Origin of the sequence: Sporosarcina sp. FSL K6-3457, from assembly GCF_038007285.1 — a bacterium.
Taxonomy (GTDB): domain Bacteria; phylum Bacillota; class Bacilli; order Bacillales_A; family Planococcaceae; genus Sporosarcina.
In genome coordinates this window covers 4,083,409-4,102,418 of sequence record NZ_JBBOWX010000001.1, presented here as the reverse complement: position 1 = coordinate 4,102,418, position 19,010 = coordinate 4,083,409, and the positions used below count along the sequence as shown (strand labels likewise).

Annotated in this window: 21 protein-coding genes and 1 riboswitch; of the genes, 8 read left to right on the top strand and 13 right to left on the bottom strand. The window is 38.8% G+C overall.

The features are described from left to right. Nucleotides 1–42 precede the first annotated feature (42 nt). From N1I80_RS19890 to N1I80_RS19875, 4 genes are read right to left on the bottom strand one after another with little or no spacing between them, the layout of a single operon-like run. Nucleotides 43–759 (bottom strand): LytR/AlgR family response regulator transcription factor, encoded by a 717-nt coding sequence (locus tag N1I80_RS19890; RefSeq protein WP_340739566.1) that lies wholly within the window; start codon nucleotides 757–759, stop codon nucleotides 43–45. After that, nucleotides 760–2,070: a sensor histidine kinase gene (locus N1I80_RS19885; RefSeq protein WP_340739565.1), complete on the bottom strand. Its 1,311-nt coding sequence runs from the start codon at nucleotides 2,068–2,070 to the stop codon at nucleotides 760–762. 52 nt (nucleotides 2,071–2,122) lie between these two features. Next, a complete protein-coding gene (locus N1I80_RS19880) occupies nucleotides 2,123–2,242 on the bottom strand; it encodes a cyclic lactone autoinducer peptide (RefSeq protein WP_340739564.1) in 120 nt (39 codons plus the stop codon). A gap of 2 nt (nucleotides 2,243–2,244) precedes the next feature. Further along, the gene (locus N1I80_RS19875) at nucleotides 2,245–2,808 is read right to left on the bottom strand and encodes an accessory gene regulator B family protein (protein WP_340739563.1); all 564 of its coding nucleotides are present in this window, start codon (nucleotides 2,806–2,808) and stop codon (nucleotides 2,245–2,247) included. 511 nt (nucleotides 2,809–3,319) lie between these two features. Here N1I80_RS19875 and N1I80_RS19870 point away from each other — a divergent pair. The 4 genes from N1I80_RS19870 to N1I80_RS19855 all read left to right on the top strand — a co-directional run bounded on the left by N1I80_RS19870 (nucleotide 3,320) and on the right by N1I80_RS19855 (nucleotide 8,390). Beyond that, entirely contained in the window at nucleotides 3,320–3,712 is a 393-nt protein-coding gene (locus tag N1I80_RS19870; RefSeq protein ID WP_340739562.1) for a hypothetical protein, read from the top strand. A gap of 113 nt (nucleotides 3,713–3,825) precedes the next feature. Then, a complete protein-coding gene (locus N1I80_RS19865; protein WP_340739561.1) occupies nucleotides 3,826–5,106 on the top strand; it encodes a hypothetical protein in 1,281 nt (426 codons plus the stop codon). Further along, on the top strand, nucleotides 5,103–7,520 hold the full coding sequence (locus N1I80_RS19860) for a hypothetical protein (protein ID WP_340739560.1): 2,418 nt from the start codon (nucleotides 5,103–5,105) through the stop codon (nucleotides 7,518–7,520). The genes N1I80_RS19865 and N1I80_RS19860 overlap by 4 nt, the downstream gene beginning before the upstream one ends. A 3-nt stretch (nucleotides 7,521–7,523) precedes the next feature. Further along, a complete protein-coding gene (locus N1I80_RS19855) occupies nucleotides 7,524–8,390 on the top strand; it encodes an ABC transporter ATP-binding protein (RefSeq protein ID WP_340739559.1) in 867 nt (288 codons plus the stop codon). A 45-nt stretch (nucleotides 8,391–8,435) separates the two neighbouring features. Here N1I80_RS19855 and N1I80_RS19850 read toward each other — a convergent pair whose 3' ends face one another. From N1I80_RS19850 to mgtE, 6 genes are all read right to left on the bottom strand, one after another. Then, nucleotides 8,436–9,161, bottom strand: coding sequence for an ABC transporter permease (locus N1I80_RS19850; RefSeq protein ID WP_340739558.1), 726 nt, complete (start codon nucleotides 9,159–9,161; stop codon nucleotides 8,436–8,438). Further along, on the bottom strand, nucleotides 9,161–9,874 hold the full coding sequence (locus N1I80_RS19845) for an ABC transporter permease (RefSeq protein ID WP_340740101.1): 714 nt from the start codon (nucleotides 9,872–9,874) through the stop codon (nucleotides 9,161–9,163). The genes N1I80_RS19850 and N1I80_RS19845 overlap by 1 nt, the downstream gene beginning before the upstream one ends. Further along, on the bottom strand, nucleotides 9,874–10,788 hold the full coding sequence (locus N1I80_RS19840) for an ABC transporter ATP-binding protein (protein ID WP_340739557.1): 915 nt from the start codon (nucleotides 10,786–10,788) through the stop codon (nucleotides 9,874–9,876). The genes N1I80_RS19845 and N1I80_RS19840 overlap by 1 nt, the downstream gene beginning before the upstream one ends. 298 nt (nucleotides 10,789–11,086) lie before the next feature. Beyond that, nucleotides 11,087–12,430, bottom strand: a complete 1,344-nt coding sequence (locus N1I80_RS19835) for a HAMP domain-containing sensor histidine kinase (RefSeq protein WP_340739556.1) — start codon at nucleotides 12,428–12,430, stop codon at nucleotides 11,087–11,089. Beyond that, nucleotides 12,427–13,095, bottom strand: a complete 669-nt coding sequence (locus N1I80_RS19830) for a response regulator transcription factor (protein WP_340739555.1) — start codon at nucleotides 13,093–13,095, stop codon at nucleotides 12,427–12,429. The genes N1I80_RS19835 and N1I80_RS19830 overlap by 4 nt, the downstream gene beginning before the upstream one ends. 153 nt (nucleotides 13,096–13,248) lie before the next feature. Then, complete coding sequence (gene mgtE, locus N1I80_RS19825) at nucleotides 13,249–14,241, bottom strand: magnesium transporter (RefSeq protein ID WP_445683671.1); 993 nt, start codon at nucleotides 14,239–14,241, stop codon at nucleotides 13,249–13,251. Between the two features lie 199 nt (nucleotides 14,242–14,440). Beyond that, nucleotides 14,441–14,608: riboswitch (M-box (ykoK) riboswitch) on the bottom strand. A gap of 177 nt (nucleotides 14,609–14,785) precedes the next feature. Between mgtE and N1I80_RS19820 the strand changes: the two genes are divergently transcribed. Beyond that, the gene (locus tag N1I80_RS19820) at nucleotides 14,786–15,343 is read left to right on the top strand and encodes a cysteine hydrolase family protein (protein WP_340739554.1); all 558 of its coding nucleotides are present in this window, start codon (nucleotides 14,786–14,788) and stop codon (nucleotides 15,341–15,343) included. Nucleotides 15,344–15,383: 40 nt separating this feature from the next. On the opposite strand, the gene N1I80_RS19815 is transcribed toward N1I80_RS19820, so the two are convergent. Continuing rightward, the gene (locus N1I80_RS19815; protein ID WP_340739553.1) at nucleotides 15,384–15,722 is read right to left on the bottom strand and encodes a hypothetical protein; all 339 of its coding nucleotides are present in this window, start codon (nucleotides 15,720–15,722) and stop codon (nucleotides 15,384–15,386) included. A 293-nt stretch (nucleotides 15,723–16,015) separates the two neighbouring features. Here N1I80_RS19815 and N1I80_RS19810 point away from each other — a divergent pair, with 293 nt between their 5' ends. The 3 genes from N1I80_RS19810 (at nucleotide 16,016) to N1I80_RS19800 (ending at nucleotide 17,658) form a co-directional block, all read left to right on the top strand. Beyond that, nucleotides 16,016–16,597: an RNA polymerase sigma factor gene (locus N1I80_RS19810; protein ID WP_340739552.1), complete on the top strand. Its 582-nt coding sequence runs from the start codon at nucleotides 16,016–16,018 to the stop codon at nucleotides 16,595–16,597. Further along, complete coding sequence (locus N1I80_RS19805) at nucleotides 16,590–17,348, top strand: DUF4367 domain-containing protein (RefSeq protein ID WP_340739551.1); 759 nt, start codon at nucleotides 16,590–16,592, stop codon at nucleotides 17,346–17,348. The genes N1I80_RS19810 and N1I80_RS19805 overlap by 8 nt, the downstream gene beginning before the upstream one ends. 172 nt (nucleotides 17,349–17,520) lie before the next feature. Beyond that, complete coding sequence (locus N1I80_RS19800; RefSeq protein ID WP_340739550.1) at nucleotides 17,521–17,658, top strand: hypothetical protein; 138 nt, start codon at nucleotides 17,521–17,523, stop codon at nucleotides 17,656–17,658. 198 nt (nucleotides 17,659–17,856) lie between these two features. On the opposite strand, the gene N1I80_RS19795 is transcribed toward N1I80_RS19800, so the two are convergent. Continuing rightward, a complete protein-coding gene (locus N1I80_RS19795; protein WP_340739549.1) occupies nucleotides 17,857–18,093 on the bottom strand; it encodes a hypothetical protein in 237 nt (78 codons plus the stop codon). 21 nt (nucleotides 18,094–18,114) lie between these two features. Then, complete coding sequence (locus N1I80_RS19790; protein ID WP_340739548.1) at nucleotides 18,115–18,933, bottom strand: purine-nucleoside phosphorylase; 819 nt, start codon at nucleotides 18,931–18,933, stop codon at nucleotides 18,115–18,117. Nucleotides 18,934–19,010: the final 77 nt, after the last annotated feature.

The window sequence follows — 19,010 nt, the reverse complement described above, 5'->3', positions numbered from 1 at the left end:
TCCACTCGGGTACAATTGAGTGGAGCGTTTTTTAAACTTGGCTTAAAGCAAGCCTTTTAATAACCGACTAGATGCGAGGCATGTCTCTCCATTCCTCATGATAATCATTCGCTCTGCTACATCAATTTGTTGGATATGCTGTTTGTTTATAATATAACTCTTATGACAACGATAAAAATGTTCGCCTAACTTGTCGTAGTTTTTTAGTCTACCAGAGAATTCAATTTGTTCATTGTGTAAATGTATAATAAGTTTATGGGGGTTAGGGGAGGCTTCAAAAAAGTATATATCATGAAATTCAATATTACGTGTACGAGAACCTACTTTTAGTTTGACGAGATTGACAGCTTTGTCTTGTCCAATCTGTTGATAGCGTCGATGTGCTTCTTTTAAAGCATTTAACACTCTAGCTTCTACTAAATCTACTTCATCCTTTAGAATGAAATCCAACGCAGCTACCTTATATGTAAATGTCAGATAAGACATCTCTGAATGGGTCGTGACGAAAATGATACAGCAAATAGGATCACTTTGTCTTATGTTGCTTGCAAGTTTAAGGCCTGTCATTTCATGATTGAGGTCAATATCAATAAAGTAGCAATCCACTTTATTTTTTTCTGCATAGTCCACTACTTCAAGAGGATTTGTCGTAGAGAGTCCAATCATGATGCCGTTATCTTCCATAAGCGCATAGTTATGAATTGTCTTTGTGATTTCGCTTAACTGCTCTAGATTATCCTCGCAAATTACGACATTCATTTACCATACCCCCTTGTCCTTTATTTCTATTTCTTGTGTGAAATAACCTTGTGCTATTTTTGTATTTAATATGATTTGATTATTTGCATGTAGAACTTTTTTAAGATTTGTTAATCCTAATCCCCGGTTTTCCCCTTTAGTAGAGTACCCATCACGGAAAATATCTTGTACGCAAATGGTGGTATTTTCATCTATTTTGTTTAAAATGACAATTACTTTAGACGTATCAAGCGTAATAAAAGCAATTCGGATTACAGGAGTTTTGATAACCTTAGAAGCTTCAATGGCGTTATCCAATAGAATACCTACTATGCGGTTCAATTCTATAATATCTAATTGAACGGATGTGATTTCCTCTGCGATTTCCAAGTAGATAGGAATTCCGTTCTCTTGTGCGAGGATAAGCTTAGTTGTTAACAATCCTTTTAAGCCTTCAATCTTTAAGTTGTTTAGTTGATCTAAGGCATAGTTACTATGAACTTCAAACTTTTGTGTTGGAATAATATTTTCGTGAAAGAAATGTTTAAGTCCATTTATATCATCATTATCAATATAATGTCTCAAAGATGAGAGGATATTAATATAATCATGTTTGAACTTTCTAATGTCAGATACGTTTTGTTCGAGTAATGTTGTGTAATTTAAGAACGTATCATATTCTTTCTCGCGCAAGCTTATTTTATGTTGTTTTATGGATAAAAAAATAATAGAGGCGCTAATAATCAATATGAAAAAAAAGTAGATAGAGAATATTGAAAGATTGAACTGAATGTTATCCAAAGAGTTTTTGTTGGCCATCATAAAAATATTTAGATAAAAGAATAGAAGAGAAATGAAAAATAGGCCGATTAATAAATAAAACCCTTTTTTGAAAATCATATATTTATCTAGTAGATAGTAGAGTAGTTTTTTATACACAAAGGCTTCAGCGGCTAATAGTAAACCAAAAAGCAAGTTTCTCAAAATAATAAATATGATTTCCGAGAAAAATGTGGGGAAAAATAAAAGAAAAATCAAGGAAACTATATGATCGGTTATGACAGCGATTAAAAAGGAGACTAAAACATTTAAAATAACAATTTTTTTATATGATATTTTATATAAAAAAAGAATTAAGCTGAACATCAAATAAACAGAGGAAAAGGCACCTGCCAAGCTGAAAAGTATCATTGTTGGAAGTAGAACTCCTACTACAAAAATAATTAATTCCCGCTTAGATACTTTAAAATTAAGCCAAAAAGAGTTTATCCACAACATGGCGATACATTGTAAGGGAATGCTTATTATTAAAGTGATGTTTGTTATATCCATAAGTGCCCCCCCTTGTATAGTCATTATAACTAGTTTGAGGGCTAAATGGAATTTAAAAGTCAATATTTTTCAATTCTTCCGGTGTTTCCATTTCATGAAAGACACCATGGCACATTTGCTTACTACCAATAGTTCCCCAAAAAATAAGCACTTTCGCAACTAATTTTAACATTTTCAATCCTCCTTTTTTATAAAAGCTACCATGACGGCAATGGTTTCTATTAAAAGTCCAACCACTAAAAATTTAGTAATGGTGCTAGGGATGAATAGAAGAGTAACTCCCAAAATACAAAGTCTACTATACATTTTTCTTCTCAGATACCGGGCATGTAAAGGCCCTCTGATGTTGTTAATGGATGAGCCTATTGGTGCTAACAGCATTAATAGTAGTGCTGAAATAGAGTAAATAACCCAAATACTCAATGGTGCAACTTCTCCATTATTTATTAAAAAGGCAGAGAAAGGGAAAGTGATGCAACTAATCACTAAGCATGTAAGGTAGTTTTTACTATGAATACCGTAAGCGACTTGTCGGAAAAAGAAAAAGGAGAAATGTACTAGAAATGTTTCGAAAAAACATCCTGCTAGAAAAGCGACACAATACATAGCTACTAATTTTGTAGCTTCTGTAGTTATTAACCGCCATCCATGAACTAACTTTATTTTTTCAAGATTGTCTAAGGCTACTTCATCGGTGAATATTCCCAGTAAATTCGTTTCTACATTTGTAAGCTTCATTTCATCCTCCCTAAAAAAGCATTCATGAATTTAATTGTAAACGAATTTTCGAATAATGGTTGAAATTATCACAAGTGTGATTAAAATGAGTGTAAGCGTAAGTAAAAAGCTGCGTGGATGTCGTCAACGTAAAAAAAACAATCATAAACGTCGGATGCTAGAGTGTGGAATATAGAATGATAGTTGGGGGTAATTTGGATATTTGGGTGGCTGTGGGGAAGCATCTGTTATACATATATTGGTAACCGTGAGTGTGTTAAGGTACGTTCACGTAGTCATGAACGTAAATAATAGGACAAATTATAACGTATAAGACTAAAAAAGTGCATGTTGTGACACTTTTAACTTTTCACTTAGTCCGGGTAGTATGATTATTCCAATCACCTGTTATGCAAACTAGTTTGCATAACAGGTGATTGGTGTTATTAAACCAAGCGGTGGAGGTGAACATGTAGTTCGATTCGATGCATCTAAGTTTTTACTAATTTACAAAAAAAGGGAGGAATTTTAAATGAAAACCAGAAAAAAACTTTTTACATTTATAATAACGTTGGTGGCTTCTATTTTCCTTGTTGTTCCAAACTCAGCATTTGCTAATTCTAGTGTTAGCGATACGGTGAACGGCGTTAATCTCTATGGATTGGTGAATATAGGGGCAAATCATGCATCAGCAAGTACAAGCGCTTCTGAATCAGTTTATATGAGGGTGGATCTTACTTACACATATGGAATAGCAGGAACAACGAGGGAGAAATCAATTAGTGGTTCGGATAGTGGATTTAAAACAGGTGTTAGTGCTTTTTTAGACCCAATTGAGTTTGGTTCAACCTCTGTTCGAGCCAATGCCGTTCACACTTGGACATTAGGAAATATATGGACAAGGAATACAGCTGTAAACTATTAACTTGTTTGGAGACTAGCAGTGTCTGCTTTTCAATTTAATCTGGACTTTAAGCAGGGATAAAATTAGTTTATCCCTGTTTAGAGTCCTATTTTTTAAAAAAGGAGGAATACATATTGAAACGACTTGGCTTTATTTTCTTAAATGTAACGCTAGTACTAGCCCTGCTAATTGGCTGCAGTAATTCTGATTCGGCGTTGGGTGGCGATGAATACATTGAAGAAACGGATTATCCTTATAACTTCCACCCAGAGTCCAGTCAAGGAGGAATCACACCTAGCGACCAAGGATATTATCTATTAAACGGTAATTATATTTACTATATGGACAAAGACAGCACTTCTCCAGTTTTATTGGACAATCGCCCTAACAATGAGTGTTTGAAGGAGAATGCTTTTCAAAACTGTAATGCATTTGTTTCGTTACGACCTAATTCTACTTTGTTTCAATTTTACCAAGGGAATTTATATACAATTGAATATAATTACGGAGCCAAAAATGAAAATCCGACAAACGGATTTAAAAATGGGGTTTACGAGTTAGTCAAGCGTGATCCTGATGGAACCCAACGTGAGGTATTAAGGACTTTTTTAAATGCAAATCTAGTACAAGCAGTTATTCATCGAGGTTACCTCTATTATATTGTAGAAGACTATGACAAGGATAAAACGTTAATCTACCAAATACTACGGCACTCCCTTAGGAAGATAACCAAAGAACCGGAAGTCATTTTTGCAGGTACAAATAAGGAGGGAGGCATTTCACGTTTGGTTCCTTATGGTACGCATCTGTACTTTCTAGAATGGCCAGGAAATGGCATGTTCCAAGTGATGCGCTATGACTTGACTAGTGAAGAGACATCTGTCTTATGGGATCAGAAAGATGGTGGGTATCCGAATATCGAAGGCATTCATAACAAAAAACTCTACCATTGGTATTATTACTATAATAACCGGGAAACAAAAACTTCAGATATTACAGATAAACGAGGATTAAAAATTTACACATCAGATTTGGATGGAAGTCATATTCAAGAAACAGCTATTCAAGCATCGTCGATTATCTCGAAAGTTTTTGTGGATGATGACTATATATACGTCCGTCCCATAAAAGCCCAATTGCGGAGGTTGGCTGATTCAGGGGAATCAACTATTCCGGATGAAATGAAAATATATAAGGATGGAAAACTTTATTACACTGTGGACACCTCGCATCTATCCATGCCAGATGATATCTATCCGGGAGATGAGCATTATATGTTTGTTCGCGGGACAGGAGACAAAAAAGATTTTATTCAATACTTAGACAAAAATGACATAAAGAACGGGACAGCTGTGTTCAAAACGTTGCTTGAAACACCCATTGATAATCAAGGAAGGTCCTTTGATGTGCAATGAGGAAGTTATATTATGTCGAGCTCCTCAAATTAGGAACGAAACGAATTATTTTCGGAATGATTGGTATTTTATTGCTAGCGAGCTGTGGGCTATATCTGCAAACGGAGTGGAAAAAACATTCGAATGTAATTGCGGTCATCGATGAATTAGATCGACTGGTAATTGAATACCAGCATCTGACCCCTGAAGAAGGATGGAAACAGACGAATATACTTGTTGATGAGTTAAATTTTTATAGTTTCATGTCGAAGGAAGCGCTATTTGGAGAGCATGTGCCAGAATTAAAGAAAAAGCTGGATGAACAAAAGCGAGAGAATCCAGATGCCGTTAAACGTTATAATGCAAGCGATTATGCAAAGGACAAAGAGCTACTGTCTAAGGATTTGCTGTTGTATGAGGAATTGAGGGCTCAATTTCAAGCCATTAAAGATCATCCAAGCTTTCTTAATGAGATGCAGGAGAAAGCAGTAGATTTGTTGTCGGTTTCTATCTTTCAAAAGGAGAATTCTTTTTCTTACCGTAATATTTTGCAAACATTGAAGGATTATAAGCCGCTGGAATCGATTAAACTCCAAATTGGCCTGGAAAACGGACTCGTTTCTAGTACTCGTTTTTCACCAGTTGATCTTTGCATGGTGGTGATTTCCTATATGCTTGCATTCTATCTTTTTTATTATGAACGCGAAGTAGGATTACTGGGTCTTATCAGATCGACTAAAAAAGGGAGAATGGAAACGGTCATTGTCAAGCTGATCGTTATGGTTCTATTCACCGTACTGGTGTCCTTGCTCTTTTATGGCTCTTTGCTTGCTGTTGCCTACAAGTTGTATGGATTTGGCGATGTGAATCGCTATATTCAGTCGATGTCTGCCTTTAAGATGGGGATACAACTAGTGACGGTAAAAGAGTATCTGGTGTTATATACCATCATAAAATCGTTTGTGAACGTATTGCTGGGTCTCTTGATGGTCCTGCTATTTTCGGTATTCCGACGCCCAACTCCGGTATTTTTGTTACTACTTGCATGCATGGGAACAAGCTTTGTCTTTTATACGCAGATTCACCCTGCTTCTTATATGAATAGCTTGAAATACATAAATCCTGTTGCCTTCCTAGATGTATTTCAACTATTTGCAGATTATCGTAATATCAATTTGTTCGGTTATCCCGTCTCTAGAATAATGCTTTCTAGCATTGTTGGTGGTCTATCAATTGTATTCCTATTTGTTTTAATCGCGATAGCTTATACACATCAATGGTCAGTACCCTTTAAAATACCATTTCGCAACGTAATCAATCGTATTCGTATGTGGTTCTACCGCCAACGGAAATTCAACTTTCTTATTCAGCATGAGTGGTATAAGTTATTTATTTCGGGAAGAGGCTGGATTGTCTTTCTGTTAGCTGTCATTTTATCTGTGCAAATGCTTCAATCTGCTTGGCGCAGCTATACGATGACTGAATCGAATTATAACGAGTATATGAAGCAACTTTCGGGAGTTGTTGATGGGAAGGCTAAAGAGTTTATAGAATCAGAAGACTTGCACTTCATTGAAATAGGATTGGAAGAACAGAAAGGAGAAGACGCTTACACATCAGGAATTATTTCTGAGGATGCGTATAATCTGAAAAAAACGGAATGGAATGCCTTTAAAAATAGAGAAGAGGCATTTCGTATTGTTGCATTGCAGTATGCTGGCTTACTAGATATACGGAATCGTACAGGAATAGATGTAAAGTTTATCAACCAGATAACGAGCGATGAATTATTTGATAGGCAGTCGCGGGATATTATGATTGCGATTCTGTATACTGCATTGTTAGGAATGTTACTCAGTACGCTCTTTACAATCGATTATAAAAACAATGAGATTATTTTGCTTCGAGCCACACTTTTTGGAAGAGGAAAGTTATTCGTTCGTAAGCTAATGATTGCATACAGTTCGGCACTCGTTTTGTTAGCATTGCTAAACATTCCTAAATTTATCGTTCTCCAGCAGTATTACCCAGTCATGGATTGGTCGGCTCCGATTCAAAGCCTATCACTTTATCGTGATCTGCCTTGGCTTATCACGATTAAGGAATATCTAGTCATGATAGGGGTACTGCAGGTTATCGGGGTGTTGGCGATTGTTCATATGAGCCAATTAGTATCTATTTTGGTTCGAAAACAAACACTTAGTTTGTTGCTACAAGGGGCTATTCTTATCGTACCATTGGTATTAACGTATTTAGGATTTGATCAACTTATCCTTTTTACCTTTAATGGTGTATTCATGGCACCTTTTGTTTTGGATTCTACGAATGCCACCTCTATCGGACTCCTTTATACCGGGTGCTTACTTGTGATTGGTATAGGTGCGGGAATGGCGGCTTGGCGATTATTTAATAGACAGGTGCAGAAGGGAGATTGACACATGGAGCTGTCGATTCAGAACGTGACAAAACGCTATAACAAAGGAAAGAAAACGGCGCTTGACCAGTTTAGCGTTGAATTGACACCAGGCATTTACGGTATTCTCGGCCCGAATGGTGCAGGGAAATCAACGTTGATGAATATCATCACGGACCATTTCAAACCGAGTGAAGGCAATATCACTTATAACGGACAACCGATTGCGAAACTAGGCAAAAAATATCGTGATATTCTTGGCTATATGCCGCAGCAACAAGGCATTTACAATGATTTTACGGGTCGCCGATTTCTATGGTATATCGCTGCGTTAAAAGGCTTGTCTGCCAAACAAACAAAAGAACGAGTTGAACATCTGCTGTCAATTGTCAATTTGACGGAGGATGCGGATACGAAGCTAGGGGCGTATTCTGGTGGTATGAAGCAACGGATCTTGATTGCCCAAGCTTTGCTCAATGATCCTAAGGTCTTAATTTTGGATGAGCCGACTGCGGGCTTAGATCCGAAAGAACGCATTCGGATTCGAAATTTCATATCGACCATTGCGTTGAATAAAATTGTGCTGATTGCCACGCATGTTGTATCTGACATTGAATTCATAGCTAAGGAAATTTTGCTGCTGAAGGAAGGGAAGCTTATCGTCAAAGATGAGCCTGCCCGCATTCTTGAAGCGATGGAAGGGAAAGTCTATGAAGTGCGCGTATCGGAAGAAGAACTACCGGCGATTCAATCCCAGTATCGAGTGAGTAGTATTACGAGCGATCGGAACGGTATTTTCGTACGCTTAGTGAGTGACGTTCTACCCGAGATTGGGCAGTCTAAGACGGTTAAACCGAATCTTGAAGATGTTTATTTAAGTCATTTTGAATAAGGGCGTCAAAATGCTCCACTCGGGTATAGTCGAGTGGAGCGTTTTTCATATTTCCTTTCTCATAAAATAACTAAGCCCAGAGCTTAAAAATAGTAGAAGGCTCCCCAAAATAACGATGAATAGTGTTTCGGTCGAAGCATTTAATGCGCCAAAATTTTCACTTGAATTCGGCATCATCATTAAGAATGGCTGTGCCCAAGGATAAAAAGGGCCAAACGTTGCAGAATTAACGATCAGCATATTCGGCATCGTAAAAATGACATTGACAGCAAGCGGTGCGGCGAAGCTTGACCATGCAACGGACACAAATATTTGTAAAGCGATTAACGGCAGGCACGCTAGCCATCCGCCAAACACACTTGAGAGAATAATCCCCCATGGAATAGCAGTAGAGTAGTCTTTCATCCAACCAATCAGGAACAATCCGCTAATAAACAACAGTTGTGTTAAGGCGATAAGTAGACAAACAATCAGGATTTTTACGATGTATACCTGTCGTCTAGAAACGGGTAGGGACAGCAGTTGCTTCCAACCTCCGCCGACATGCTCATATCGACAAATAAAGCTTGAAAAGACTCCTGTTAATAACGGTAAAAAGAAAATGGCATGGCTAATCGTTATCATGCTTAGTGTAGCCGTCCACTGGTTTTGTTCCAATTCACCTACTTCACTTAGACCTAATAACAATGATAAAATGGGGCTTACAAAAATCAGTAGCCAAATGGAAGACTTACGTAATTTTAGAAATTCAGAACGAAATAATCTCCCCATTATTTCACCTCTCTTCGATTAAAATCTATAAGGCTCATGAAATAGAGAAGTGATCCAACGACGAGACCGGCTAAAACAGAATAGATGGGTTGCTCCCATTCGTTAAGCAACAGTGGCCATTTCCATGGAACCCAATCGGGAAAATTCATCGCATACATTCCTACAATCGTCCCGATAATCCCAGCGGTTAATGGAATCGCTTGGTTTTTTAGTGTAATGGCAAGCCAAATTTGTAAAATGATCAATGGCAGGGCAGCAAGAGATGGAAAGAAACACATCTTCAGTAACAAAAGAAACGGTATATCCGTTCCGAATTTCAATAGCAAGCCGAGTAAAATCGTACCGCCTGCTAATAGTAAACAAGCCGTTAACAGCAATAACAGGGATAGCAGCACTTTCCCCGTAAATACCTTCGTCTTCGAAATGGGCAATGCAAGTAGTTGCTTCCAGGCATTTGTCTGATGCTCAATGTTGGCGATCATTGAGGTAAGGATCGTCAATCCAATGAGAATCGTGGGAATCGATAGCATCGTAACTTCGCTAATCAACCCTCCCCATAAATCCTCCTTGTAAATGCCAGTAAGCCAATCGTATCGAAGCCCGAAGTTGACGGCCTCTAAGCTAACGACGCCAATCGGGCCAAGGAAGACGAGAAAAAGAATCATTTTCCGCCTGATTTTCAGGAATTCAGAGGCCATAACTCGCGTCATCATCACAATCCGCCCTCCTGACCTGTTAGCTCCAAAAAGATTTCTTCTAATGATTTACGCTCTTCTTCCACTCTGTAAATGGAATAGTCGTTTTGAACAAGGGATTTCACAATTTCAGCAACATTTTGATCTGCACAATTTTCAATAACCAGCTTGTTTTGAATAAAATCTGTCTTGTAGCCATGCGTTAATAATGTCTTCCAAGCGGACTCCGCATTATTAACCGTTACGTTAATTTTGCTGGTAGATTGTGCTCGGAGTGTCGAAATGGAATCTTGAAAAATCATTTGACCCTTTGAGATAATGCCTACCTGTGTCGCCATTTGGTCAATTTCTGACAGGAGATGACTGGATACAACAATTGTGATGCCATGCTCCTTTGGCATACTTTTAATCAGCTCACGAATTTCGATAATGCCAGATGGATCAAGTCCGTTCGTCGGTTCATCTAAAATGAGTAATTCGGGATTGCCAAGTAAGGCAGTCGCAATACCAAGCCGCTGCTTCATGCCTAAAGAAAATCCCTTTACAGGTCGTTTCGCATCCTTTGTCAGACGGACGATTGACAAAACTTCTTCAATTCTAGATTTCGGTGCGTCCAATAAAATACGAACAGCTTCCAAATTCTCATAGGCTGTTAAATGCCCGTAGTAAGAAGGATATTCGACAAGTGATCCCACTTTACTTAAGATGGACAGCTTATCTTTTCGTATATCCTTGCCAAAAATCTGAATCGAACCTTGCGTTGGTCGTGCAAGCCCTAAAAGCATTCGAATGGTCGTCGTTTTTCCCGCGCCATTGGGTCCTAGAAAGCCATAAATCTCACCTTTCTTTACTTGTAAATCCACATGGTTGACTACTCTCCTTGAACCAAATTTCTTCGTTAACTTCTTCGTTTCAATAATGAACTCACTCATTCTCCTCACCTCACTTACAATCCTACCGCTCGAAGGTTAAAACGATGGGAGGGTGAAGTTTAAAATTCGTTTAAAAATGAATAAAAGGTTGTCCAATAGGTTAGTTTCACTAACTTTTTGGACAACCCTATTTTTCTCCCCCTCGACAAGCACGATTGGAAACTTATCAATCAATTGCCGAGAGTTATCGATCATTTCGAAGCCGTTATCGATTAATTACCAAAGATTATCGATCAATTGGACAGAGTTATCGATAATTTTAGGACCTTTGACTCAACGAAGTAGAGAAGCATCCTGTTTACTTTTTGATAATCATCCTCGTCCCCTGTTCACCCGTTTCAATCGTCCAATCGAGCTGCATTTCCTTTAGCATAAGAGAAACAACAGAAAGACCAACGCCAATGCCTTGCTCGTTCGATTTTGCTTTCATGCCAGGCCCATGATCTTCAATGATAATCGTATCATTGTCGATTCGTACGGCTACAAACTGTCCACTTTTCGCATGCCGATAAATATTTTGAAAGAAGTTATCCAATACCCGATGAAACATTTGAGGATCCACTTCCCAAGTTAATTGTTTCTCAGGAATGTCCAATTGGATATCAAACTGAAGATTCTCAAAAATAGGATACCATGCAGCGAAGGAAGTTCGAATGAGCCGATTGATATCGACATTCTCTGGATAATAAGGATATTTCCCAGTCGACAACAGTGTATAGGAGAGTAAATTCTCGATAAGCTCTCCCATATAACTTACTTTTTCATCGATAAAGTCTACAGACTCCTGTCCTTTGCTACTAAGTGGCTCTTTCTTTAAGCGATAGGCATGTCCGCGAATCGTCGTCAGTGGCGTTCGTAAATCATGCGATAAATTCGCAATGAGCTCTTTTCTAAGTTTTTCTTCCTCCTGCTCACGTTCTCGACTGCTTTCTAACTCGTGAATCATACGATTGAAGGACTGGCCAAGGCGTCCGATCTCGTCTTCCTTTGTCACCTCGATGGTTGATGGGATTCCATTTGCCTCAGGTGCTGCCATCACCTCTTGTAAATGAAGAAGCCTTTTTCGAATCCGATAAAAGAAGAGCATAGAAATGATTATAAAAAGAATGAATAACAATAAAAGGGCGATAGGGAAAATATAATAGTAGCTTTGGACCGCTAGGCTATTTGGATTAGTCATATCTGAGCGTGGTAGTTGTAAAACCATAAATCCATCATTAGGGTTGTTGCCTATAAATGCAACTGCAGTAAATGGATCAATCGTATAGCCACGATTTTTCTTTATAAAGTCAATTGCAAAGGAGGCTGACCACTGATCCGGTACCGATAAGGACTCCGGAAATTTATCTCTCGTTTGTCCCGTGCTATCGACCCAATAGATGGACGATTCTTGATAAATGCTTTTTAGTTCCTTCAGTTTACTATGGATTTGCTCATCGGAAGCACCTGCTAGCCCTTTGGCTGTCTGGTGCCACATATTTTCTAAATCTGTTCCATTATAATAACGATCGGGCGACTCTTCTGGATTGGCGATGTTGTAAAAAACAATCGACAAAACCGGAATAGCGATAGGGATAATCGTCGTTGCTAGCAGAATAATCAACAAATATTGGAGTAGTAAAGAATTCTTTAGCTTTTTCATTGCTTCACTCGATAGCCGATGCCGCGAATCGTTTCAACGATTTGAGGGTCACTCGGATTTTCTTCAATTTTCTCTCTCAAGTAGCGGATATGAACCATTAAGGTTTTATCCCCCTCCATATAAGCCTCTCCCCACACCGCCTCGTACAGCTGCTCTTTTGTTAAGATTTGATTGGGATGGCGTAGTAAATACATGAAAATCTGATGTTGTTTAGCTGTCAAAAAGATTTCTTCACCATCGTTTTTCACAATACGGTTTTCTGTCGTATGGACGGTTATATGGCCCAGTTGAATTTCTGTAGATACTGTATGTTGATTTCTTCTGAATAAAACATCGATTCTTGCGGCGAGTTCTTCAGGATGAAAAGGTTTGGTTACATAATCATCCGCAAAACGTAGCCCTTGAAGCTTATCGTCAACAGCTGTTCGCGCAGACAACATGAGAATCGATACTTCGGGATGATTGTGTTTCAAGCGTTGCCCGACTGTAAAACCATCCAGTCCAGGAAGCATGACATCCAAAATCACGACTTTTGCATCGCCGAGCATTTCTCCAATTTTTTCGCCAGAAGTGAGCCAGTGTACTACATAGCCACGCTGCTCCAAGTCTTCTTTGACGATAGTGCCAATCTCTATGTCATCCTCGATATATAAAATTTCCTTCATAACAGTCCCCACCTTTGTCATACGGGTTTACTTTAAATCTTTGAAGACTTTATCTATCCTTACTATATCCTATATAAGGAAATAGTAAATTGGGAAGTATGACTGTGCTCGTTCGCTGGATTTCAAAAGCGGAAGATAAACTAGGACTTTAAATCACATCAATTTCGAAATAAACATCGTTGCAATCCCAAAATAAATGAGCAAAGACAAAATATCATTAATAGTTGTAATAAGTGGACCTGATGCAACGGCAGGATCTACTTTAAATTTGTATAATAGAAGTGGAATAATGGTACCCGCGAGTGTTCCGATAATGAGTGTCGCAAGAAGCGAAGTGCCAACGACAAGACCAAGCGTTAAACTTCCACGCCAAACAAATGCAATTCCGGCAATGATAATCGCACATGTTACACCAATGATTATGCCAACAATCAATTCCCGATATAACAGCTTTATGGACTTTTTGAAATCAAGATCCTCTGAAACAAGGCCGCGAACAACAACTGCAAGTGATTGTGTACCTGTATTTCCAGTCATACCCGCAATCATCGGCATGAAGAAGGCTAGTGCAACAACTGCTTCTAACGTAGCTTCAAATCTTTCAATAATTCCACCCGAAATCAATCCGATGAATAGTAACAAAATCAGCCAAGGTAATCGTCTCCAAGCCGCTAGGAAAGGACTCGTTTGAAAGTCAATTTCTTTTCCAGTAGCAGAAAGCTTTCCGATATCCTCGTCTGCTTCTTGTTGTATAACGTCTAAAATATCTTCGACGTGAATGACACCAATGAGTTTTTTCTCACGAGTCACAACAGGAATTGACACAAGGTCTTCATCACGGAAAATCTTAGCCGCATCTTCTTGATCTAAATCCGTTGGAAATGAAACGATATCTGTCATCATAATCGTCGAGATGACCTCGTCATTCGAGGCACCAAGCAATTCCCGAATAGACAAAACGCCTGTTAGTTGATGATCCGCATTAAGAATATACAAGTAGTGAATATTTGTTTTACCTTGCACGTTTTGTCGAAGATGTGAAATAGCTTTTTCGGCTGTATACGTTTCTTGCAGGGCGATATACCCCTTTTTCATAAGTGTTCCGGTCGTTTCATGCTTGAAAACGCCGTTGATCATGTTGTCCATAGAAGTGGACCTCCTTAGTGCGCCCACCTATTCACGAGGTGAAGGGGAATGGACGCATTCTTTTTTATTTGTAGTGCTGTGGACCTTAAACAACTGGGGGGTTCTGAACTCGTCGAACTACACATCCCCATCACCTCCTTTCACATATGAAAAAACACCCCTCGACAAAGAAGGGTGTTCAAAAAAACGATATAATCGAATAAACCCTCTTCGTAGAGCTTTAGCACTATATGGCATAGGATGACATCCATCCAGCTACATTAAAAACCACCTTAAGTCGATGGTTCCTGTTGACCCATTGGTGTCTTTCGACATTTCTGGGCAGCAGCGTATCTCCATATAGGAGCCTCACCTAACGAGGAATTCCTAATTTAATTATCAATTTCATACTCACAATACAGGTCATCTAAGGAATTGTCAAATTACCGGGAAAGATGTAGCTATTCATGCAAGAGAATGTATTATTTTTAGACTGGTAGATGTGATAATGTAGAACCAGTAGTAAAGTTATTCTTATTCCCATAAGAGGCTAGGAGGAATTTCTATGAATCGAGAAAATATGGCTTTAGTAATAATAGATGTTCAAAAAGCTTTTGTGGATAACAAGTGGGGCGAGCGAAACAATCCCCAAGCAGAGGATAATATTAGCAAGTTACTAACATTGTGGAGAGAAAAGGGCTGGAAAGTTATCCACATTCAACATATGTCCGATAATCCTAGCTCTTCGTTTTATCCAAAGAATGAAGGCTTTGCTATTAAAGAATTGGTCGCACCTGTGGATGAAGAAATTGTCATTACGAAGAAGGTGAATAGTAGCTTCATTGGTACAAATTTAGAACGAGTTTTACAAGAAAATGGCATCACAACAGTTGTCATTGCTGGTTTGACAACACCGCATTGTGTGTCAACGACTACACGGATGAGTGGAAATTTAGGCTTCGATACCTATCTTATTTCTGATGCAACAGCAGCTTTTGGGTTGGAGGATCAAAATGGTACTTATTATGGTGCCGAGACGTTACACGCCATTTCATTAGCTACTTTGCATGAGGAGTTCGCGACGATACTTACAACGGAACAGTTAGTAACTAAAGTTCAATAGGATTGTTGTTTCTATTATATAAAAATGGAGAGTAAAATTCCTACGCTTTACTCTCCGAAAAAATACTAGCAACCCCCAATATAAATAACATTAAAATGCCAATCAACGAAAGGGTAGACCACTCGATACGTGGATCGAATAGTTGGAAAGTGAATGTGAAAACAGGTATGAAGCAGATGGTCATCATGACAAAGAAGGGCTCGCAGTATTGAATCCCTTTTTGCAATAAAAATGTCGGCAAAATTGTATAGGTCATTACAAATGATAGGGCAATAATTCCGTAAAAACGATGAGCTAAAATGGCTGAGCTTGTCCAGCCGGCATTGCTTAACTTCTTCGAATAAATCGTGCAGAGTACCGCACCTAATCCACATAACACCGAGGCAATGATGCCAGAGACAAAGTCAGCTGTGTTTTCGACCTGTACCCCTGATAATCAAAACAATGCTATCAATATAAGCAATACACTGGCAGCGAACGTTCCAGCTGTAATCATCCACTGCACCCTCATTGCCCGTATTTTTTGCCTCGCAATCATTGCTGTCACCACAATACAAGGGACGACAGGCTTCAACTTCTCAATAATCAAGTGTACAATGGGAATAATTGCAACATTATTTTATGAGATTCGTATACATACTGGCATGCATGCGCAGATAGGAAGTGAAAGAGTTGCTAAAAAATATTTTTCGGAAAAACAAGCAACAAGATAGAGAGGCAGAGCGAATCATTTTTGAGCAATACTATAACCGTGTCTATTATGCAGCCTACCGGGTTATTAAAGATCAGGGATTGGCAGAGGATATTGTACAAGAAACATTTATGAAAGCATTTAAAAGTTTACATACTGTGCATGACGTGGAAAAGCTAGGTGCTTGGTTATCTGTCATTGCTACGCGTACCGCAATCGATCATCTTCGTCGTTTGAGCAAATGGAATGATTTCACGACTTCGGACGTCTATATAGATACAGAGTCAGACGCGGCTCATCCTGATTACATTTCAACGGTTGAAACTGGATTGGAAGAGGCCTATGTGAAGGAATTGTTAGTTGAGGAGATTGATAAGCTGAAGCCAGATCATAAGGAAGTGTTGATACTGTTCTATCATCATGATTTGACGTACGAGGAAATTTCCGAGCTTTTAGATGTAAAACTTTCAACAGTGAAAACACGAATGTTTCGCGCGAAAAAGAAGTTGAAAGAATCGATTGAGCAACAGCCTGAATTGATGGAGGTGATGTCACATGTCTGAACCAAAACAACAGAACTTAGATCAACTGATTCGGGAAGTGTTAGATGTAAAAGTGGAGGAATTTCCTCCACCAAGATTATCTGCTACAGAGGCATGGCGAAAGATGGAAGGTGGGTATCAAGAAGCATCCCATTCCCCTAGAAGAAATTATTTTTCGAAAAAGATTATCGTAGCTGTTGCCTCTATTTTCATGGTACTTATTGTCGTAGCGTACCCGCAAGAAGGAGGGGCTTATAGTCGGTGGAGTGAAATATTCCACAAGGTGCAAGGCTCTGTTGTGCAAGTGTTTGGAGGTTCTGGTGAGTCTACGGACACTGAAGGCAGTGCCTCTGGTATGTTTGTCATTGAGGATTCAGGACCTATTGTGGGAGAGATGGACTTAGAAGAAGCACAGAAAGTAACGAATTTCATGATTAATATACCAACAGTACCAGCAGAGTTCCGATTGGAAAAGGTTATTGTAATGCGAGAAGTAGATCAAATGAGTAACGAAGTTTACTTAAACTATGTGAGCGATGAGAGAGAATTTATAGTAGCTGAGAAGAAGCTAGTTGGGCAATATGCTTTTGGGGGAGTAGCGGATAGTGATGATACAATAGTAGAAGAAATTTTGATAAATGGCCAAACAGCAAATATGCTGTCATTTAAAGATGGTACCCGAAGGCTAACTTGGATGACACAAACTTATTATTTTCACATTGATGGGAAACTCACAAGGGAAGAAATTATTGGAATGGCTAAATCGATGTGAATGGGGGTCCGTTTAATTTATACGAATTTGGTTAGGTATGCTTGTTAATCGAGGAAAAAATCAACGAAAGTAGTGTTTTTGTGCAGGATGTTTTCTATTCGACAGAAGAAGCGGAATTAGGTCATGAACACACCACAAGTTGAAAATACATTTACGAAAATGGGGATTAGTGATGGTGATCCAGAGCAATCATCTATTTTATATGGCTGAACACCTGGAAGACTGGGAGTCGTTGAGTAAAGGGACGATACAAGAAATTATTGAAGCGAAGGCTATGCAGGCGAGGGATGCATTGAATACGATTCGATGAAGTTTTTTCGAAATGTATGAAAAATGTATAAAAGTGATAAGGTTAGCCGAATAGGTAGTATGACGAAAAATCTTCGTCAACAAGCACCAGACGGCCCGATTGATAGGGATTATTGTTTTTGTAATTTTGTGAGTGGTAAATGATTTATAGGAACAAAAAAGGGCCAACGAATGGCCCTTTTGATCATAAATAATCATTTTAGTTCGTCCGTACTTTTACTTTTTTGCCTAATTTATATGTGAGGAAATAAGAAATGGCAGCTGCTGCAATAATCGTCAATGCTGGTGTGAAGGCACCTAGTTTATAGACAACATCATTCTTAACGGAAGTGACGTCTGGTTGATACATCGCTGTTAAAACGGCTCCTACTGAAAGTTGAAGAGCCAAGTAAAGTACCATGAAAATGACAAGAAAAATTGCATACTTTTTTAACATGATTTTTCCCCCACGTCCTTGTTAGATTTCCTTCAAAACATTTTTAATCAGATGGATGAATGTATCGCGGGACTTGGCAGCCACTGCAATAACATCCTCATGACTTAAAGGTTCGTCTAAAATCCCGGAGGCCATATTTGTTAAGCAAGAGATACCTAATACCTTCAATCCTGCGTGAACCGCGACAACAGCCTCGGGTACTGTTGACATTCCGACGGCATCTCCACCTAAAATACGGATCATGCGAATTTCAGCAGGTGTTTCGTAAACAGGGCCACTCCACCAACCATAAACGCCTTCACGCAGTGTAATATTATGTTCTTTGGCAACTTGCAGCGCTGTGTTTCTTAACTCTTTGTTATACACCTCGGAAGCGTCAGGGAAGCGTGTCCCTAAATCATCATTATTTTTACCAATCAACGGATTGATGCCGACCAAATTAAGGTGATCGGTGATTAACATCAACTCACCTGGATTAAAATCTGTATTAACTGCTCCACAAGCATTCGTAACCACTAGCTTATCGATGCCTAATGCTTTCATCACACGCACAGGGAAGGTCACCTCATCTAACGAATAGCCTTCGTAAAAGTGGTAACGCCCTTTCATAGCGACAACAGTTTTTCCTTCTAATTGACCAATGACCAATTCATTGGCGTGACCCACTGCATCTGATTTCGAGAAAAAAGGGATGTCCTCGTAGGGAATGACAACACTATTTTCGATTTCATCAGCAAGACCGCCCAATCCAGATCCTAAAATAATACCGATTTCAGGAATAGCTGTTGTTTTACTAAGAATATAATTTTTTGCTTCTACAATTTCTGCTGTTTTATGCACGGGGAGTGCCTCCTTTTATATTGTCGACAAGTTACAATTATTATAGCATGTTAAATACTGAGTACCTCGTTATTTGG

What these genes read in the sequence shown, in the direction of transcription:
- N1I80_RS19890 (WP_340739566.1), bottom strand. Translation starts at nt 759, where the DNA reads ATGAATGTCGTAATTTGCGAGGATAATCTAGAGCAGTTAAGCGAAATC.
- N1I80_RS19885 (WP_340739565.1), bottom strand. Translation starts at nt 2,070, where the DNA reads ATGGATATAACAAACATCACTTTAATAATAAGCATTCCCTTACAATGT.
- N1I80_RS19880 (WP_340739564.1), bottom strand. Translation starts at nt 2,242, where the DNA reads ATGTTAAAATTAGTTGCGAAAGTGCTTATTTTTTGGGGAACTATTGGT.
- N1I80_RS19875 (WP_340739563.1), bottom strand. Translation starts at nt 2,808, where the DNA reads ATGAAGCTTACAAATGTAGAAACGAATTTACTGGGAATATTCACCGAT.
- N1I80_RS19870 (WP_340739562.1), top strand. Translation starts at nt 3,320, where the DNA reads ATGAAAACCAGAAAAAAACTTTTTACATTTATAATAACGTTGGTGGCT.
- N1I80_RS19860 (WP_340739560.1), top strand. Translation starts at nt 5,103, where the DNA reads ATGAGGAAGTTATATTATGTCGAGCTCCTCAAATTAGGAACGAAACGA.
- N1I80_RS19855 (WP_340739559.1), top strand. Translation starts at nt 7,524, where the DNA reads ATGGAGCTGTCGATTCAGAACGTGACAAAACGCTATAACAAAGGAAAG.
- N1I80_RS19850 (WP_340739558.1), bottom strand. Translation starts at nt 9,161, where the DNA reads ATGGGGAGATTATTTCGTTCTGAATTTCTAAAATTACGTAAGTCTTCC.
- N1I80_RS19845 (WP_340740101.1), bottom strand. Translation starts at nt 9,874, where the DNA reads ATGATGACGCGAGTTATGGCCTCTGAATTCCTGAAAATCAGGCGGAAA.
- N1I80_RS19840 (WP_340739557.1), bottom strand. Translation starts at nt 10,788, where the DNA reads ATGAGTGAGTTCATTATTGAAACGAAGAAGTTAACGAAGAAATTTGGT.
- N1I80_RS19835 (WP_340739556.1), bottom strand. Translation starts at nt 12,430, where the DNA reads ATGAAAAAGCTAAAGAATTCTTTACTACTCCAATATTTGTTGATTATT.
- N1I80_RS19830 (WP_340739555.1), bottom strand. Translation starts at nt 13,095, where the DNA reads ATGAAGGAAATTTTATATATCGAGGATGACATAGAGATTGGCACTATC.
- mgtE (WP_445683671.1), bottom strand. Translation starts at nt 14,241, where the DNA reads ATGGACAACATGATCAACGGCGTTTTCAAGCATGAAACGACCGGAACA.
- N1I80_RS19820 (WP_340739554.1), top strand. Translation starts at nt 14,786, where the DNA reads ATGAATCGAGAAAATATGGCTTTAGTAATAATAGATGTTCAAAAAGCT.
- N1I80_RS19805 (WP_340739551.1), top strand. Translation starts at nt 16,590, where the DNA reads ATGTCTGAACCAAAACAACAGAACTTAGATCAACTGATTCGGGAAGTG.
- N1I80_RS19800 (WP_340739550.1), top strand. Translation starts at nt 17,521, where the DNA reads ATGGTGATCCAGAGCAATCATCTATTTTATATGGCTGAACACCTGGAA.
- N1I80_RS19795 (WP_340739549.1), bottom strand. Translation starts at nt 18,093, where the DNA reads ATGTTAAAAAAGTATGCAATTTTTCTTGTCATTTTCATGGTACTTTAC.